At 45.7% G+C, this 15,834-nt stretch carries 16 protein-coding genes and 1 tRNA gene; 16 read left to right on the top strand and 1 reads right to left on the bottom strand.

What is annotated here, in order from left to right; genetic code table 11:
* Window positions 1-2: 2 nt before the first annotated feature.
* The 12 genes from rplO (at window position 3) to MAF46_RS04135 (ending at window position 8,314) form a co-directional block, all read left to right on the top strand.
* Window positions 3-458 carry a 50S ribosomal protein L15 gene (rplO, locus tag MAF46_RS04190; protein ID WP_004131703.1) on the top strand — a complete coding sequence of 152 codons (456 nt, stop codon included), beginning with the start codon at window positions 3-5 and terminating at the stop codon, window positions 456-458.
* A 211-nt stretch (window positions 459-669) separates the two neighbouring features.
* The gene (gene secY / locus MAF46_RS04185; protein WP_004131704.1) at window positions 670-2,010 is read left to right on the top strand and encodes a preprotein translocase subunit SecY; all 1,341 of its coding nucleotides are present in this window, start codon (window positions 670-672) and stop codon (window positions 2,008-2,010) included.
* Window positions 2,011-2,076: 66 nt separating this feature from the next.
* Window positions 2,077-2,637, top strand: a complete 561-nt coding sequence (locus MAF46_RS04180; protein ID WP_004131705.1) for an adenylate kinase — start codon at window positions 2,077-2,079, stop codon at window positions 2,635-2,637.
* A gap of 147 nt (window positions 2,638-2,784) precedes the next feature.
* Window positions 2,785-3,003 carry a translation initiation factor IF-1 gene (gene infA, locus MAF46_RS04175; protein ID WP_004105485.1) on the top strand — a complete coding sequence of 73 codons (219 nt, stop codon included), beginning with the start codon at window positions 2,785-2,787 and terminating at the stop codon, window positions 3,001-3,003.
* Between the two features lie 21 nt (window positions 3,004-3,024).
* Window positions 3,025-3,138, top strand: a complete 114-nt coding sequence (gene rpmJ / locus MAF46_RS04170; protein WP_003842636.1) for a 50S ribosomal protein L36 — start codon at window positions 3,025-3,027, stop codon at window positions 3,136-3,138.
* A 144-nt stretch (window positions 3,139-3,282) separates the two neighbouring features.
* Entirely contained in the window at window positions 3,283-3,660 is a 378-nt protein-coding gene (gene rpsM / locus MAF46_RS04165) for a 30S ribosomal protein S13 (protein WP_004105472.1), read from the top strand.
* Between the two features lie 79 nt (window positions 3,661-3,739).
* Window positions 3,740-4,138, top strand: coding sequence for a 30S ribosomal protein S11 (gene rpsK, locus MAF46_RS04160; protein WP_004105468.1), 399 nt, complete (start codon window positions 3,740-3,742; stop codon window positions 4,136-4,138).
* Window positions 4,139-4,217: 79 nt separating this feature from the next.
* Window positions 4,218-5,213, top strand: coding sequence for a DNA-directed RNA polymerase subunit alpha (locus MAF46_RS04155; protein WP_004131706.1), 996 nt, complete (start codon window positions 4,218-4,220; stop codon window positions 5,211-5,213).
* 78 nt (window positions 5,214-5,291) lie between these two features.
* Window positions 5,292-5,726 (top strand): 50S ribosomal protein L17, encoded by a 435-nt coding sequence (gene rplQ, locus MAF46_RS04150; RefSeq protein ID WP_004131707.1) that lies wholly within the window; start codon window positions 5,292-5,294, stop codon window positions 5,724-5,726.
* A gap of 150 nt (window positions 5,727-5,876) precedes the next feature.
* The gene (locus MAF46_RS04145) at window positions 5,877-7,163 is read left to right on the top strand and encodes an Mbeg1-like protein (protein ID WP_060785862.1); all 1,287 of its coding nucleotides are present in this window, start codon (window positions 5,877-5,879) and stop codon (window positions 7,161-7,163) included.
* 50 nt (window positions 7,164-7,213) lie between these two features.
* The gene (truA, locus tag MAF46_RS04140) at window positions 7,214-8,125 is read left to right on the top strand and encodes a tRNA pseudouridine(38-40) synthase TruA (protein ID WP_060785863.1); all 912 of its coding nucleotides are present in this window, start codon (window positions 7,214-7,216) and stop codon (window positions 8,123-8,125) included.
* Window positions 8,126-8,228: 103 nt separating this feature from the next.
* Window positions 8,229-8,314 (top strand) — tRNA-Ser (locus MAF46_RS04135).
* Window positions 8,315-8,681: 367 nt separating this feature from the next.
* On the opposite strand, the gene MAF46_RS04130 is transcribed toward MAF46_RS04135, so the two are convergent.
* Window positions 8,682-9,623, bottom strand: coding sequence for a hypothetical protein (locus MAF46_RS04130; RefSeq protein ID WP_060785899.1), 942 nt, complete (start codon window positions 9,621-9,623; stop codon window positions 8,682-8,684).
* A gap of 256 nt (window positions 9,624-9,879) precedes the next feature.
* On the opposite strand from MAF46_RS04130, the gene nusA reads away from it, so the two are divergent.
* From nusA to truB, 4 genes are all read left to right on the top strand, one after another.
* On the top strand, window positions 9,880-10,926 hold the full coding sequence (gene nusA, locus MAF46_RS04125; RefSeq protein ID WP_004131711.1) for a transcription termination factor NusA: 1,047 nt from the start codon (window positions 9,880-9,882) through the stop codon (window positions 10,924-10,926).
* Window positions 10,927-11,181: 255 nt separating this feature from the next.
* Entirely contained in the window at window positions 11,182-14,079 is a 2,898-nt protein-coding gene (gene infB / locus MAF46_RS04120; RefSeq protein ID WP_060785864.1) for a translation initiation factor IF-2, read from the top strand.
* Between the two features lies 1 nt (window position 14,080).
* Complete coding sequence (rbfA, locus tag MAF46_RS04115; protein WP_060785865.1) at window positions 14,081-14,596, top strand: 30S ribosome-binding factor RbfA; 516 nt, start codon at window positions 14,081-14,083, stop codon at window positions 14,594-14,596.
* On the top strand, window positions 14,589-15,812 hold the full coding sequence (gene truB / locus MAF46_RS04110) for a tRNA pseudouridine(55) synthase TruB (RefSeq protein WP_016805647.1): 1,224 nt from the start codon (window positions 14,589-14,591) through the stop codon (window positions 15,810-15,812). The genes rbfA and truB overlap by 8 nt, the downstream gene beginning before the upstream one ends.
* The last annotated feature ends 22 nt before the right edge of the window (window positions 15,813-15,834 follow it).

The following is a 15,834-nucleotide window of genomic DNA, read 5'->3' as shown; positions in this document are numbered from 1 at the left end:
TTATGGCTAATGAAGAACCAATGTTGCACATGCACACGTTGCGTCCAGCTCCAGGAGCTAAGAAGGATCGCATCCGCGTGGGTCGTGGTGAAGGCTCTAAGGGTAAGACTTCGGGTCGTGGAGACAAAGGTACAAAGAAGCGTTACCAAGTTCGTCCAGGCTTTGAAGGCGGCCAGCTTCCACTTTACATGCGCTTGCCTAAGCTTCGTGGCTTTAAGAGCCCATTCAAGAAGGAGTTCCAGGTTGTTAATGTTGCAGCCCTTGCAGAACTCTTCCCAAAGGGTGGCGAAGTCACTGTTGCTGATTTGGTAGTTAAGGGCGCTGTGCGTGATGGTTACCCAGTTAAGGTTTTGGGCGATGGCGATCTTAAGGTTGCTTTGACTCTTAAGGGAGTTAAGGCTTCTGCATCCGCTAAAGCCAAGATCGAAGCTGCTGGTGGCTCTGTTAGCGAAGAGTAGTAATAAGTAGTAATACTTAAGCTAGTAATGCTAATTAACGCAGTGATTTAACTGTTTAATAATCCCCCTAGTTTGCACTGGGGGGATTATTTTATTGCAAAACTCACTCAATTATTGTTTCAGTATGTACCGTGATATAAACTATTGCCTCAGAGTTTGTTTTTTTACTGGTGCGCCTAGATCGTAGCGCAAAAAAGGGAGGAAGACCCAGGTGAAAACGTTAATCCAGGCCTTCAAGACGAAGGAGTTGAGGAATAAGATCCTCTTCGTCTTCGCAATGATTATTATCTACCGAATCGGCTCATTTATTCCGATTCCTGGAGTTGACTACAAAGTTATTCGAGCTTGCACCGCTAAGCTGGCTTCTTCTAGCGAGAACTTTATTGGGTTGGTGAATCTGTTCTCTGGCGGTTCTCTTTTGCAGCTTTCGATTTTTGCATTAGGCGTTATGCCATACATTACGGCGTCCATTGTTATTCAGTTGCTTAGAGTTGTGATTCCACGCTTTGAGGCTCTTCACAAAGAAGGTCAGTCTGGAGAAACGAAACTTACTCAGTACACCCGTTACTTAACCATCGGTTTGGCTGTTTTGCAATCAACTACCATTTTGGTTACGGCTCGTTCTGGCGCGCTATTTAACTATCAATGCGGCCAGGTTATTCCAGACGGTTCTATGTGGAGCCTTATTGTAATGGTCTTAATCATGACTGGTGGCACTGGCCTCATAATGTGGATGGCAGAGCTTATTACAGATAAGGGTATTGGCCAGGGTATGTCTGTATTAATCTTTATGTCTATTTGCTCTGGATTCCTTCCAAAGTTGTGGGAAATCGGTTGGGGTACGAATGGCCTTAATGGAGATTGGACTAAGTTCTCCATTGTTGCTGGCGTTTTCCTTGTGATTCTTATTTTCGTTGACTTTGTGGAGCTTGCTCAGCGTAGAATCCCTGTTCAGTACACGCGTCGAATGATTGGCCGCAAAATGTACGGCGGCTCTTCCACATACTTGCCTCTTAAGGTGAATATGAGTGGCGTTATTCCACCAATCTTTGCGTCTTCGATTCTTGCTATTCCAACACTTCTTGCTCAATTTGGAGATAGTCGTAAGGATTGGGTGCGTTGGATTAATGCCAATTTAGCAAACTCTACTTCTGTTTGGTACATAGCGTTGTACACCGTTATGATCGTGTTCTTCTGCTTCTTCTACACCGAGATTACTTTTAATCCAGATGAGACTGCAGACAACATGAAGGAATACGGCGGATTTATTCCTGGTATTCGCGCTGGTAGCGCTACAAGCCGTTATCTTAGCTACGTTATGAATAGGCTTAACACAGTTGGTGCTATTTACTTGCTGTTTGTGGCTTTGATTCCAACGGTTTTGATTATGTCTTTGCATCTTAATATGAAGCTTCCATTTGGTGGTACAACAATTCTGATTATTGCTGGTGTTGGCTTGGATACTTTGCGTCAAGCTAAGGCTCAAACTGAGCAATTCCAGTATGCTGGATTCCTGTTTGATCACAGCAATAATAAGCAGGTTGCTAAGTAGTATTTCAGATAGGTTTTGTTTAATATTTGTATTGGATTTGCATTGGCATAAAACTAGGAGATTAATATGCGATTGTTAATTATGGGTCCGCAAGGAGTAGGTAAAGGCACTCAAGCCGCTTTGCTTGCAGAGCATTACAATATTCCTGCTATTTCTACTGGCGACATTTTCCGTTATAACTTAAAGAATAAAACGGAACTTGGCAAGAAGGTTCAAGGTTATCTCGATAAGGGAGAGCTTGTTCCAGATGAATTGACAAATAGCATTGTTAAAGATCGTCTTGCTCAAGATGATGCAAAGAATGGCTGGATTCTAGATGGCTATCCTCGCAACGCTTCTCAAGTTCAGGCTCTTGATCGCATGTTGGAAGAGCTTGGTACTCCACTAGATCATGTTGTTGCTTTAGAGGCGGAGCGTGAGGTTTTGCTTGAGCGCATGCAAAAGCGTGCTGTAGAGCAGGGTCGTTCCGACGATACTCCAGAAGTTATTGCTAAGCGTTTGGAAACTTACGAGAAGGAAACAGCTCCTTTGCTGGATATTTATGAAAGCCGCGGTCAGCTTGTTGAAGTTGATGGCGTTGGAGATATTGCCGAAATCAACAATCGCATAGTTGAATCCTTGGTATGAGATTTATTTAAGATTTAGATTTTCTCATATTTGTAATGCGCCCTTGCGACACGCCGAGTGTTGTATTGGGCGCATTTACTGTATCATAGAAGATTGGCGTGTCTTCGGATGCGCAAAGTAGTATATCCAAGGAACGGAACGAGGCTCATGGCAAAAGACGGTGTGATTGAAGTCGAAGGCACGGTAGTAGAAGCACTACCTAACGCGATGTTTCGCGTTCAGCTTGAGAACGAGCACATTGTACTGGCTACGATTTCGGGAAAAATGCGTAAGAATTACATTCGCATTCTTCCGCAAGATCGTGTTGTGCTGGAGATGAGTCCTTACGATTTGAACCGCGGACGTATTACGTACCGTTATAAGTAAAGGTACAAGCAAAGGAAAACCATGAAGGTCAGCCCTAGCGTGAAGAGGATCTGCGAAAACTGCCGCGTGATCCGCCGTCACGGTCGCGTCATGGTGATTTGCATCAACCCACGTCATAAGCAGCGTCAGGGCTGAGTGGATCTCCACCGCGAATATAAAGGAATAAGGCGCTAAGTCGCAGCTTAAGCTGAACCCTGGGTGCGCAGGCCCAGGCCGCAAATAATCGATATTATTGCGGGAGACTTGGTGCACGACCTGCGTAATAGTAAAGGAATTACAATGGCACGTCTTGCCGGAGTAGATATTCCCAATGAGAAGCGCATTGAGATTGCCCTCACCTATATTTTTGGTGTAGGCCGCACTCGCGCTAAGGAAACGCTTGCCGCGACCGGTGTTAATCCGGATACCCGCGTCAAGGATCTTACGGATGAACAGTTAATCACTTTGCGTGATTATCTTGAGGCCAACTATAAGATTGAAGGCGATTTGCGTCGTGAAATCGACGCTGACATCCGTCGTAAGATTCAGATCAACTGCTATCAAGGCCAGCGTCATCGCAAGGGTCTTCCTGTGCGTGGTCAGCGTACTAAGACTAATGCTCGTACTCGTAAGGGTCCAAAGCGTACTGTCGCCGGGAAGAAGAAGGCCACCCGATAGTCGGTGGTCGGCTCTAGGCCACGAGTTAATTCTCATCGCCTAGACATACCAACTAATTCGTCATAGGAAACGAGGGTCAATGGCAGCTGCAAAGCAAGCCTCGCGCAAGCCGCGTCGCCGGGACCGCAAGTCGGTACCGGTTGGGCAGGCGCATATTAAATCAACATTCAATAACACGATTATTTCCATCACCGATCCATCGGGTGCAGTCCTCTCTTGGGCTTCTGGTGGCGATGTCGGCTTTAAGGGTTCCCGTAAGTCGACTCCTTACGCTGCAGGTATGGCCGCTGAGTCTGCTGCTCGTAAGGCAATGGAACATGGCCTTAAAAAGGTCGACGTGTTTGTTAAGGGTCCAGGTTCCGGTCGCGAAACCGCTATCCGTTCCCTTCAGTCCGCGGGTCTTGAGGTCGGTTCTATTACCGACGTCACCCCACAAGCGCATAACGGCGTTCGCCCACCAAAGCGTCGCCGCGTCTGAGCACTCTTACGAATCCATCCATCCAACCCGCTTATGGGCGGCGAGTGCACCACCGACCAGAAGCTGAAAGGATACAAAAGTGCTTATCGCACAGCGTCCAACACTTACCGAGGAATCACTGAATCCCCAGCGTTCTCGCTTTACTATTGAGCCGTTGGAACCAGGTTTCGGATACACGCTCGGCAATTCGCTGCGTCGTACCTTGTTGAGCTCCATTCCAGGTGCGGCCGTTACTTCGGTACGCATCTCTGGTGCTTTACATGAGTTCACGACTCTGCCAGGTGTTGAAGAGGATGTCACTGAAATCCTGCTGAACATCAAGGGCATCGTACTTACAAGTGAGTATGACGAGCCAGTAGTGATGTATCTACGCAAGAGCGGCAAGGGTGAGGCAACAGCTGGAGATATTACTCCTCCTGCTGGCGTCACTATTGCCAACCCACAGATGCATATCGCTACACTTGCTGAAGATGGCGAGCTCGAAATTGAGTTCACTGTGGAGCGTGGTCGTGGCTACGTGCCTGCTCAAATGAATAAGCAGGAAAACAGCGAAATCGGTCGCATTCCAGTGGATTCGATCTACTCGCCAGTTTTGAAGGTGAGCTATAAGGTCGAAGCTACCCGCGTGGAACAGCGCACGGACTTCGATAAGCTTATCCTGGATGTGGAAACTAAGCCAGCTATTACACCACGAGACGCAGTTGCGTCCGCAGGTTCGACTTTGGTTGAGCTTTTCGGTCTTTGCCGTGAGCTTAACGTCGATGCTGAAGGTGTTGAAGTTGGTCCAGCTCCAGTCATGGCGGAAGCTGATTCCCAAATGGCCACTCCAATTGAGGATTTGAACCTAACGCAGCGCAGCTACAACTGCTTGAAGCGTGAAGGAATCCACACAGTTGGTGAGCTGGTAGTTCACACTGAGCAGGATTTGCTCGATATTCGTAATTTCGGCATGAAATCCATCGATGAGGTTAAAGAAAAGTTGCAATCCATGGGATTGTCTCTTAAGCCTTCACCGCTTGGCTTTGACGCCAATAATCTCGAAGGTGGCACATTCTTCTCGCCAGAAGACGAGTAAACAACCACCGCAAATCGTCGCGGTTTTTGGATGTTCGGGTTTTTGCCCACCTGAATTCCGCGGCAATAAGGAGTAATAATGCCTACACCGAAACAAGGGCCTCGTCTGGCTTCTAGCCCAGCGCATGAGCGCCTGATGCTGGCCAATATGGCTACCAGCCTCTTCCAGCACGGTCGTATTGTGACTACTTTGCCAAAGGCAAAGCGTCTTCGTCCACTTGCTGAGCGTTTGGTAACATTCGCTAAGCGTGGCGATTTGCATTCGCGCCGCCGCGTGTTGCGCGTAATTCGCAATAAGTCCGTTGTTCACATGCTTTTCACTCAGATTGCTGAGCAGATGAAGCAGCGTGAAGGTGGCTATACTCGCATCGTTAAGATGGCCCCTCGTCGTGGTGATACTGCTCCACAGGCTATTATCGAGCTTGTTGTTGAGCCAGTAAGCCCAAAGAAGGCTGTTGTTAAGGAAGCTGAGTCTGCTACTAAGGTTGCCGCTAAAGAAGAAGCAGCTGAGTAGTTGAGATTAGCATCTTGATGCATCGGTAAGTAAATCTTTTGCGATTAATCGCAAGTATAAAGGTTTATTAAACGGGTTGGAGATATCTCCAGCCCGTTTTTCTATATCTGACATATCTTTTCTATATCTGGTATCAATTATTATTGAACTATGTCAAATATTCTCGATTTACTGAATAACGATTTTACTAACTTTGAAGAGCGAAAATTCAACGCCGTAGATTCGCTTATTTTATGCGAGTTGGCGTATATTTGCATGCCTGAATCGATTCCAAAGTATAATGACGATTCTAACTCACTAGCAACCGTTCCTTTAAGCGAATTGCTTCGCGGTGAGGAGTTTTCTTCAATGTTTAGCTCTGGTTCTACTAAGGTAGATGAGTTTCGCAAGAATCTACTTTTGGCTGTTGAGTCTAGCCCGCGTTATAGGGGCATGCGTGTTGGTGAGGTTCTTGAACGTTTTGACGAGTCGAATATTGATGACTCTTGCGAACAGCAATTTGCGGCTGTTACTTTTGATTTAACAGATTGCATTGGGTCTAGCTGCTTTGTTGTAGCTTTTAGGGGAACAGACAATACTCTTGTTGGCTGGAAGGAAGACTTTAACATGGCGTTTCGCTGCCCAGTGCCAGCACAGGAGTCGGCAGCGGAGTATTTGCTCTCTATATCTAGGCGCGCGTGTAAAGATTCTTGCAAAAGTGGCGGTATTCGTGGGATTTTTAGCAGTGTTGGTGATTATTTTGCGAATTTGTTTAATAAGAAGAGTGATTTTAAGAATAGTGATTTAGATAAGAGCAATCTAGAAAATAGCAATGATTGCGATTTAAGTGATAATCCTACAATATTTGTTGTGGGCCATTCAAAAGGCGGGAATATGGCTGCATACGCGGCAATGCGATTAGACGCGAAAGATCGAAGCCTTGGAAATCATATTAATAAAATCTATTCAATGGACGGTCCTAGTTTTGGCTCGGATGTTGTTGATCCAAAGGTTTTTTCTCGCGTTGTTTCCAGAATCGAAAAAGTTGTTCCGCAATCTGCTTTTATTGGATTGATTATGGATACGGGAGTGCCGTATAAGGTTACAGCTGCTGATTCGATTGGATTAATGCAACATTTTGGCATGTATTGGCAAGTTAAAGATGGTGATTTTGACTACTGCGATTGTGTAACTCCGCGCGCTCTGGCTGTTTCTAAAGCTGCAAACGAGTGGATGATGAATTTGCCATTTGAAGAGAGAAAACGCAGAATTGATAGTGTTTACAGCATTTTTAGTAGTTTAGGGTACTCGACTTTCGACGAGATGTCTTCGCATTGGTCGGAGGTTGTTCCTACATTATTGAAGATTGCAATGCATATGGATTCAAAGACATATGAGTTGATTCGTAGCGTTATGAGTGCTTTTGCGCTCGCTGGCGGTTCAGATAAGAAAAACTAGTGGAAGTCTGTTTGTAAGTCTGTTTGTAAGTCTGTTTGGAAAGGTTTTGAATGCGTCTTCGTTTGGATTTAGCGTATGATGGCGGCGATTTTTATGGTTGGGCAAAGCAGCCTACTTTGCGCACTGTTCAAGGTGTTTTAGAAGACGCATTGCACAAGGTTTTGCGCGTGAATAAAGACGATGCTAGCGAACCTTTGCGCCTTAGCGTTGCTGGCCGCACAGATACGGGCGTTCACGCATCTTACCAAGTTTGCCATTTAGACGTTTCGGAATCCGTTTTGCAAAATTGCGTCGGTCACACAAATCTTACGCCTGTAAAAGCATTGGAATATAGGCTTTGTGGCGTTTTGCCTAAAGATATTTCGATTCATAGCGTAAGCGTTGCGCCAAGCGGTTTTGATGCGCGTTTTTCTGCGTTGGATCGCACATACGTGTATAGGATTAGCGATGCGGCAAATCGCGCGAATTTGGATCCGCGCATGCGTGGCTTTGTGTTGCAGCTTGACTACGACTTAAACGTTGATGCCATGAATCAGGCGGCGTCTTTGATTGTTGGTTTGCACGATTTTGGCTCTTTTGCGCGGCCAAATCCTGGTGGAACTACGATTCGCTGCGTTAAAAAGGCTGTTTGGAATCGCGTTTGCGTGGGGAGCTGTTTATCTAAATCAACTGGAAAAATTCCTTGCATTGAGAACGGTTTGATTGAGTTTACTATTGTTGCAGATGCGTTTGCGCATAACATGGTTCGTTCGCTTGTTGGAGCGTGCGTGCAAGTTGGGCGTGCAAAGCGTTCTGTTGATTGGTTCAAAAATAAGATTGAAAATCCTATTCGAGAAGGATCTACTGGTCCGATTGCAGCAAATGGCTTGACTTTGGAATATGTTGAATACCCTAAAGACGAGGAGCTTGGTGCGCGAGCAAACGCGATTCGTGCTAAGCGCACGATCGAGGAGCTTGGGTGAGTGTCAACGCGCCATGCGTCTTATATATTCTAGGGTTGTTTTACAATTGAAAAGTTGCGTTTCTTTTTGCATTTGCGTTTTGCGTATTTGCGATTTGCGCAAAGGATGAATGTCCGAGCGGTCTAAGGAGCACGCCTCGAAAGCGTGTGAGGGCTACACCCTCCGCGAGTTCAAATCTCGCTTCATCCGCAAGCAGGGTTTCTAGCAAATCGCTAGAAACCCTTTTTACTTACGCGAGTGATTTCATACTTAATGTTGCGCGAGGTTTGAGTATTTCTCTCCTCGCAAATCCCGTCGCTATGCTCCTCTTTTATTGCTCGTAGAGAAATACATCAAACCTTCTGAATAGCTAGAACTTCTGCGTATTTTTAATCACTGCATTTACGTAGTCCTGTAGTGCGATTGTACCTAAAACACGACGTGTCGTCATACAATCGCACTACAAAAACACGCAGAACTGTAGTGCGTCTGTATCAAAAAATGCCGAAATTCGGTACAATCACACTACACTCTAAGTGCAAGGCAGGTTTTAGCGCATTACATAAATCGCAGTGGGCTATTGCTCAAAAATCATGGAAGAATCGCTAGGATATCCATAAGCATACGCGCTCATAATATGCGAAATAGCAATGTTTGCAAGAATCTCAATAAACTCTTGATTTGTGTTGCTAGAAAGTGCGCTATGATTTACGCTACCGTCTTTGTTTGTAGGGAAAATAGCTTGATTTAGCGCATCTAGTTCTCCTCGCGCACAATCCATATACGCTATTGCAACTATCGGCAACTCTTTTTCACTCGCTGCGTCTTTTGCAACGCCAGAATCCAGATTCTTTTGCGGTATTTCGTATACTTTTTGTCGCAAGTCACTTCCGCTTGAAGCAAAGTGCATAAGTGTGTTAGCAATCGTAGCTGTAATATCGCTTTGTCTTAAGGAAACATTATCAACATCTTTTGCAGCTAAAGTTTGTAACATAAAAGCTAGTTTGTCTTGTTCTAATGCCGCTTTTGCAAGTGGATCGTGATTCCAATACAAGTTACTTGTGTTATTCGCAAAGTCATACAATTTTTTGTAAACGTTTAATTCCATTTGATTTGCGATTTTAGAGGCGTTCGCTGCTCCGCTTTCGTTGCCTTGACTTAAGTTGGCCAATCTCCAGGTGTTTTGCGCGCTAAAAACAACGCCTTGAGCAAATCGTGCGTTGCATTGTATTGCAACGTTTTTCCAAGAATTCGCAGCATTTTGCAAGTTGTTTCTAGTTACGTTTGCTTCTTGTTTATCTACGATTTTTTGATTGTGCTTTGCACTTTGTAGAACTTGGTAGCACTCATTATTGCTTTTAGATGAACGAACCGCAGTGTTGTTAACGTTATTAAATTGCCCTGATCCCGAGCAAGCGCTAGAAGCCATTAATACAGCAATAAGCGATGCAAATACTAGAACAAACTTTTTTTTGTGCATTGGAACACCTTTTGCTACGCGTTTGATAATATTTTGCACGCCTTGCAAGGCTTTAGAACAAAACAAAACGTGTCTGCATAATCTACTAAAATAGTCCGTGACTGTGACCAATGTTGGCTTGCTTTGTGTCTAACATTTTATGCTTAACATTTTTAATCATAGTCATAAAATTTTGCGCTTTACATACTTGTTAAAATTAGATTTTAGCGTTTTGTTATGCGTAAAACGTATAAAAGAAGAATAAGTTAATTTTATAAGTGAAAATTTATAAATGAATCACAGGAGGACATGCACGATGGAATTGGATTTGGCGGGAATGCATCAGCTTGCGGCTCAGCAGGGGATTAATGCCGACGAGCTGGACGAGGCACTCGCCGAGGCTTTGCGTCTTGCATACATGAAGACTTCCCACCCAGCGAGGCATGCTCGAGTTGAGCTAGATGAGCGTGCTGGTTGCTTTACTGTATGGGCACGAGATGAGATTCCAGGTGTTCCTACAGAAGATAATCCTCACCCAGCATTTACTTTGGGCGAAGAGTATGACGATACGCCTAGAGATTTTGGACGTCTTGCTGCAGCAACAGCTCGCCAAGTTATTACGCAGCTTTTCCGCAAAGTGGAAGATGACCGCGTGTTTGGAGCTTTTTCTGGTCAAAAAGGAAAGCTTATTAACGGTATTGTGCAACAGGATTCTAAAGATCCTTCTAATATTCACGTTGCTGTTGGAGATGTTGAAGCCATTTTGCCTAGAAGAGAGCAAGTTCCTGGCGAAAGGTATCGTCACGGCGAGCGTATTCGCGTTTATGTTGTAAACGTTGCTCGCGGATTGCGCGGACCAGAAATAGTTGTTTCTAGGTCTCACCCAGATCTTGTTCGCAGACTTTTTGAGCGAGAAGTTCCAGAACTTGTTTCGGGAGCTGTTTCGATTATGGCAATTGCTCGAGAAGCTGGCGCTCGCACTAAGATTGCTGTTCGCGCTAACACAGATGGCGTCAATCCAAAGGGTGCTTTGATTGGTCCTGGTGGTTCGCGCGTTCGTGCTGTATTGGAAAATCTTGGTCAAGAAAAAATCGATATTGTTGATTGGTCGCAAGATCCAGCACAGTTTGTTTCCGCTGCGTTGTCTCCAGCAGTAGTAACTGAAGTTCATGTTGTTAGTGAGAAAAGTCAGACTGCTGTTGCTTTTATTCACGATTCTCAGCTTTCGCTTGCCATTGGCAAGGAGGGGCAGAACGCGCGACTTGCAGCAAAGTTGACTGGTTGGAAGATTGGAATTGAGTCTGCGGAAGAGCATGCTAAAAAGCAAGAAGCAATGAACGCTGATTCTAATTCGGCGGAATAGGATTTTGCTAGCATTTAGCAAACTTGCGACACTCCCGAGAATCCAACGTTTCGAGTAAGCTGAAAGCTGCAATCTGGGCTTATTAACAGCTTTTTGCCTAGGGAACGAGGTACAAAATCATGGTTGAAATCATGGTTGCACGATGAGATATCGCATTATGAGATATCTAAATAAAAAGCATAAGAGTAAGAATCTTATAACAATATAAAGTGGCTGCGTTCGTTTTACGCTGCCACAGACTGAGGAGAACACTGAGTGGTAAAAAAGCGCGTATACGAACTGGCCAAAGAATTTGGCGTAGATAGTAAGACCGTATTGGAACGTTTGAAGAGCATGGGCGAATTCGTAAAGTCCGCATCTTCAACCGTTGAAGCTCCTGTAGTGCGTCGTCTAAAGACGGAATTTGTGCCTGCGGATTCTGCTGCAAAGAGCGAATCGAAGCCTTCTGCGTCTAAGAATGTTGATCATGCGTCTAATAAATCTGCGGATTCTGTGCCTAGTAACAAGCCAGAGTCGCATGGTCAAAATGTAGAAAAGAAGGCTAATCAAAAGCCAGAACAAAAGTCTTTTGCAAAGCAGAATTCTGCGCAAAAAGTGCATGAAAATCATGAATCTAAGACTTCTAACGCGCATGCTACTACCACTGCAACTCCTAAGCCTTCGGCTGGAAACGCAAAGCCTAATAATGCTTCTAGGTCTGGCGATTCAAAGCGCAACGCAGAAAAGCGCAGTGGTGCAGAATCTAAATCTGCTAAGCAAGAGCGTTCTGCGCAAATGCCTCCACGCCCTAGACCACACCAAGGCTCTGGCTCGGGAGCCGCTCCTCGTCCAGGAAACAATCCGTTTAGTCGAAAGCAGGGTATGCGCGCGCCTACACCTGGAGACATTCCACGCCCACACCCAATGTCGCGCCCAGGCGCAGCTGCAGAGAACGCTCGTGGCTCAAAGACAGGATCTGGCAATGGCAACGGCGGCAATGGCGGTGGTCGCGGACGTGGTGGTCGCGGCGGAAACCGTCAAGGCGGCGGCAATGGCAACGGCGGCAACGGAGCAAATCGTTCCCAATGGCAAGGTTCGCATCGTTCAGGCGGCGGCAATGGTGGAGCAGGATCGCGCCCATCGGCAGAGTCGCGCTTTAACGCAAATCAAGCTGCAAGCTTCCAAGCAGCGGCTGCAGGCGCTCCAAACGCAGGCCCATCTAGGGGTGGTCGCGGACGCGCAGGAGCCGCAGGCGCGTTTGGTCGCCAAGGTGGAAAGTCCTCTAAGGCTCGCAAGAATCGTCTTGCAAAGCGCAGGGAATACGAAGAGCTTAAAGCACCAGTTATTGGTGGCGTGCGTATTCCTTCGGGTAATGGCGCTACGATTCGCCTTCGTCAGGGAGCAACGCTTTCTGATTTGGCAGAAAAGATTGATGTAAATCCAGCAGCTTTGGTAACCGTTTTGTTCCATCTTGGAGAAATGGCTACAGCTACGCAGTCTTTGGATGAAACAACATTCCAGATTCTCGGCGAAGAAATCGGCTGGAATATTAGCCTTGTTTCTGCAGAAGAGGAAGATAAAGAGCTTCTTCAGCAGTTCGATATTGACTTAGACGAAGAAGAGCTTCAAGAAGACGATAATCTTGTAACTCGCCCTCCAGTTGTTACTGTTATGGGCCACGTTGATCACGGTAAAACTCGCTTGCTCGATACAATCCGTAAGTCGAATGTTGTAGCTCGAGAAGCTGGCGGTATTACGCAGCGAATCGGCGCTTACCAGGTTACAGTTACTTTAGACGGCGACAAGCGCAAGATTACGTTCTTGGATACTCCAGGCCACGAAGCATTTACAGCTATGCGTGCTCGTGGTGCGGAGCTTACAGACGTTGCAATTCTTGTTGTTGCAGCAGACGACGGCGTTATGCCTCAAACTGTTGAAGCAATTAACCACGCGCAGGCTGCTCACGTGCCTATTGTTGTTGCAGTAAACAAGATTGATGTTGCTGGAGCAAACCCAGATAAGGTGCGCGGTCAGCTTACAGAGTACGGTCTTGTGCCAGAAGAATACGGCGGCGACACAATGTTTGTGAATATCTCTGCAAAGCAGGGAACCAACGTAGATAAGCTTCTTGAGGCTGTTCTTTTGACTACAGATGCGGAGCTTGATCCTAAGGCAAATCCAAACATGGATGCTCGCGGTGCAACTGTTGAAGCTCGTTTGGATAAGGGTCGCGGAGCGGTTGCAACTGTTCTTGTTCAGCAAGGTACGCTTAAAGTCGGAGATTCGATTGTTGCAGGCACGTCTTATGGTCGCGTTCGCGCAATGCTCGACGAAAATGGCAATCACTTGCAAGAGGCAGGTCCTTCTACGCCAGTTCAGGTGCTTGGCTTGACTTCTGTTCCAACTGCAGGCGACTTGTTCTTGGTTACTTCCGACGATCGTTCTGCTCGTCAAATTGCCGAAAAGCGTCAGGCTACAGAACGCGCGGCTCAGCTTGCAAAGCGTCGTAAGGTTGTGTCTCTTGAAAGCCTTAAGGAACAGTTTGCTAAGTCCGAAGTGGATATGCTCAACATTGTTATTAAGGGTGATTCTTCTGGCTCTGTTGAAGCTTTGGAAGACTCCTTAATGAAGATTGAGGTTTCCGACGAAGTTGGAATTCAGGTTATTCACCGCGGCGTTGGTGCAATTACTCAAAACGATGTGAACCTTGCAACAGTTGATAAGGCCGTTATTATTGGCTTTAACGTGCGTCCAAATCGCCAGGTTGCAGACTTGGCAGATCGCGAAGGCGTGGAAGTCAAGTACTACTCTGTTATTTACAAGGCAATCGAAGATATTGAAGCTGCTTTGAAGGGTATGCTTAAGCCAGAGTTTGAAGAGGTTGTTACATCTCATTCCGAGATTCGCGAAATCTTCCGCTCGTCCAAGTTTGGCAATATTGCTGGCGTTATGGTTCAAGATGGCGAGGTTAAGCGCGGAACCAAGTGCCGTATCTTGCGAAACGGCGTTGCTACTGTTAACGATCTTGAAATCTCCACTTTGCGTAGGTTTAAGGATGATGTGCAATCCGTTAGCGAAGGCTACGAGGCAGGCATTAACCTTGGCAGCTTTAACGACATTGAGCTTGGCGACGTAATCGAAACCTTTGAAATGAAGCAGATTGAGCGCAAGTAATATGGCTGGAACAAACCCTAGAGCCGCGCGAATTGCGGCTTTGATTCACAGAGTTATTGCGTCCAATATGGAATCGCATTTGCACGATAAGCGACTTGCTAACGTAACGATTACAGAAGTGAGAGTGACTAACGATTTGCAAATCGCTAAAGTGTATTGGACACAGCTTGGCACTGCTGGAAAAGAGCAGGGTGAGCGAATGCGAGCAAACCAGGCTTTGCAGCAGGCTAAGGGGCGTTTGCGCACTTTAGTTGGAGCTAAAGCAGGCTTGCGATTAACGCCTCAAATCCAATTTGTTTACGATGAAGTTCCTAGCGAAGCTCACGAGATTGAAGACATTTTGGTTGCTGCGCGTAAGCGTGACGAGGAGCTGGCTAAAGCTCGAGAAACAGCTCAATACGCTGGAGAAGCCGATCCGTATAAAAAGCCGCGTGAAGATGAGGAATTTGAAGACGACCTTGATAATGACCTTGATGACGACGACTTTGAAGACGACTTTATAGAGGGCAATGAGTAATTTTCAAATGCAATCTTCTAGCAAGATGCCATCTTCTGGCATTTTGCTAGTAGATAAGCCAAAAGGCGTTACCAGTCACGATGTTGTATCTTTTGCGCGCGGCCTGTTGCACACTAAACGAGTGGGTCATGCTGGAACTTTAGACCCAATGGCAACGGGCTTGCTGATTCTTGGCTTTGGTAACGCCACGCGCTTACTTAACTATTTGCTCGGTCACAATAAAACGTACGAAGCTGTGATTCGTCTTGGCGAGTCAACTAATACGGACGACGCAGATGGTGATGTTGTTTCAAGCGCGGATGATGAAAATGGCATTATAAACTTTGCAAATATTGATGAAATTCTTAAAGAATTGCGCGTTGTAATAGCAAAGAATTTTACTGGCTCGATTATGCAAACTCCAACATCTTTTTCTGCTATAAAAGTAAACGGCGTTCGTGCTTACGACTTAGCGCGTGAAGGTAAAGATGTTCATTTAGAGCCTAGAGAAGTTGTTATTCATGACTTTTCGCTACTAGATGCGCATTTTAGTGTGGGCGTAAGCGGAGCGAAAGTTATTGATGTGAGCGCAAGTGTTTCTTGCTCTAGTGGCACGTATATTCGCGCTCTAGCACGCGATTTGGGGCGTGTTCTTGGAGTTGGAGGACACTTAGTGAGCCTTAGAAGAACGCGTATTGGCGATTTTTCTATAGAAGATAGTCGCGTACTTAAGCTTAAAAGTGTTATTCGCACATTTACAGACAAAAATGGCGTGACTCAAACTCGCGCGAAGGCTGTTTTAGACGATTTATACTATTCGCAAGGTTCATGCGATTCGCTGGTTTCTGGCGATTCGTCATCTGCTTTGCCAGCCTCATCGCCTTTAGAAAACACTCTTAATCAACACTTGCTAAGCATGTTTGAATCTGCAAAATTAACAATGCAAACAGTAGAAGTAAGCGAAAATCAAGCTAAAGACTTGCGATTTGGCAGAAAAATCACAATTCCTACGATTAGCGCAAAAAACGCGATTGCATACGTAAAAGCCGCAAAAGATGAGAAAAACGACGTTGTTGCAGTTCTAGAGGTTGCACAAAAGTCGCAAGCTTCTACGCGCGAAAGTATTACGTTCTATAAGTCACAAGAGAATAACGAGAATAACGAAAAAATCGAGAATAACGAAAAAAATACAAATCAAATAGAAGCTAAACCAATTGTAGTATTTGTACAAAGCTAGTTTGCTGGTAAAATAGATATTA

The sequence above is a fragment of the Gardnerella pickettii genome, assembly GCF_029226345.1.
In the GTDB taxonomy this organism is placed as follows: Bacteria; Actinomycetota; Actinomycetes; order Actinomycetales; family Bifidobacteriaceae; genus Bifidobacterium; species Bifidobacterium piotii.
The sequence above is the reverse complement of the archived record's forward strand: the minus strand, read 5'-3'. Positions and strand labels throughout refer to the sequence as shown.

What these genes read in the sequence shown, in the direction of transcription:
- rplO (WP_004131703.1), top strand. Translation starts at nt 3, where the DNA reads ATGGCTAATGAAGAACCAATGTTGCACATGCACACGTTGCGTCCAGCT.
- MAF46_RS04180 (WP_004131705.1), top strand. Translation starts at nt 2,077, where the DNA reads ATGCGATTGTTAATTATGGGTCCGCAAGGAGTAGGTAAAGGCACTCAA.
- infA (WP_004105485.1), top strand. Translation starts at nt 2,785, where the DNA reads ATGGCAAAAGACGGTGTGATTGAAGTCGAAGGCACGGTAGTAGAAGCA.
- rpmJ (WP_003842636.1), top strand. Translation starts at nt 3,025, where the DNA reads ATGAAGGTCAGCCCTAGCGTGAAGAGGATCTGCGAAAACTGCCGCGTG.
- rpsM (WP_004105472.1), top strand. Translation starts at nt 3,283, where the DNA reads ATGGCACGTCTTGCCGGAGTAGATATTCCCAATGAGAAGCGCATTGAG.
- rpsK (WP_004105468.1), top strand. Translation starts at nt 3,740, where the DNA reads ATGGCAGCTGCAAAGCAAGCCTCGCGCAAGCCGCGTCGCCGGGACCGC.
- rplQ (WP_004131707.1), top strand. Translation starts at nt 5,292, where the DNA reads ATGCCTACACCGAAACAAGGGCCTCGTCTGGCTTCTAGCCCAGCGCAT.
- MAF46_RS04145 (WP_060785862.1), top strand. Translation starts at nt 5,877, where the DNA reads ATGTCAAATATTCTCGATTTACTGAATAACGATTTTACTAACTTTGAA.
- truA (WP_060785863.1), top strand. Translation starts at nt 7,214, where the DNA reads ATGCGTCTTCGTTTGGATTTAGCGTATGATGGCGGCGATTTTTATGGT.
- nusA (WP_004131711.1), top strand. Translation starts at nt 9,880, where the DNA reads ATGGAATTGGATTTGGCGGGAATGCATCAGCTTGCGGCTCAGCAGGGG.
- rbfA (WP_060785865.1), top strand. Translation starts at nt 14,081, where the DNA reads ATGGCTGGAACAAACCCTAGAGCCGCGCGAATTGCGGCTTTGATTCAC.
- truB (WP_016805647.1), top strand. Translation starts at nt 14,589, where the DNA reads ATGAGTAATTTTCAAATGCAATCTTCTAGCAAGATGCCATCTTCTGGC.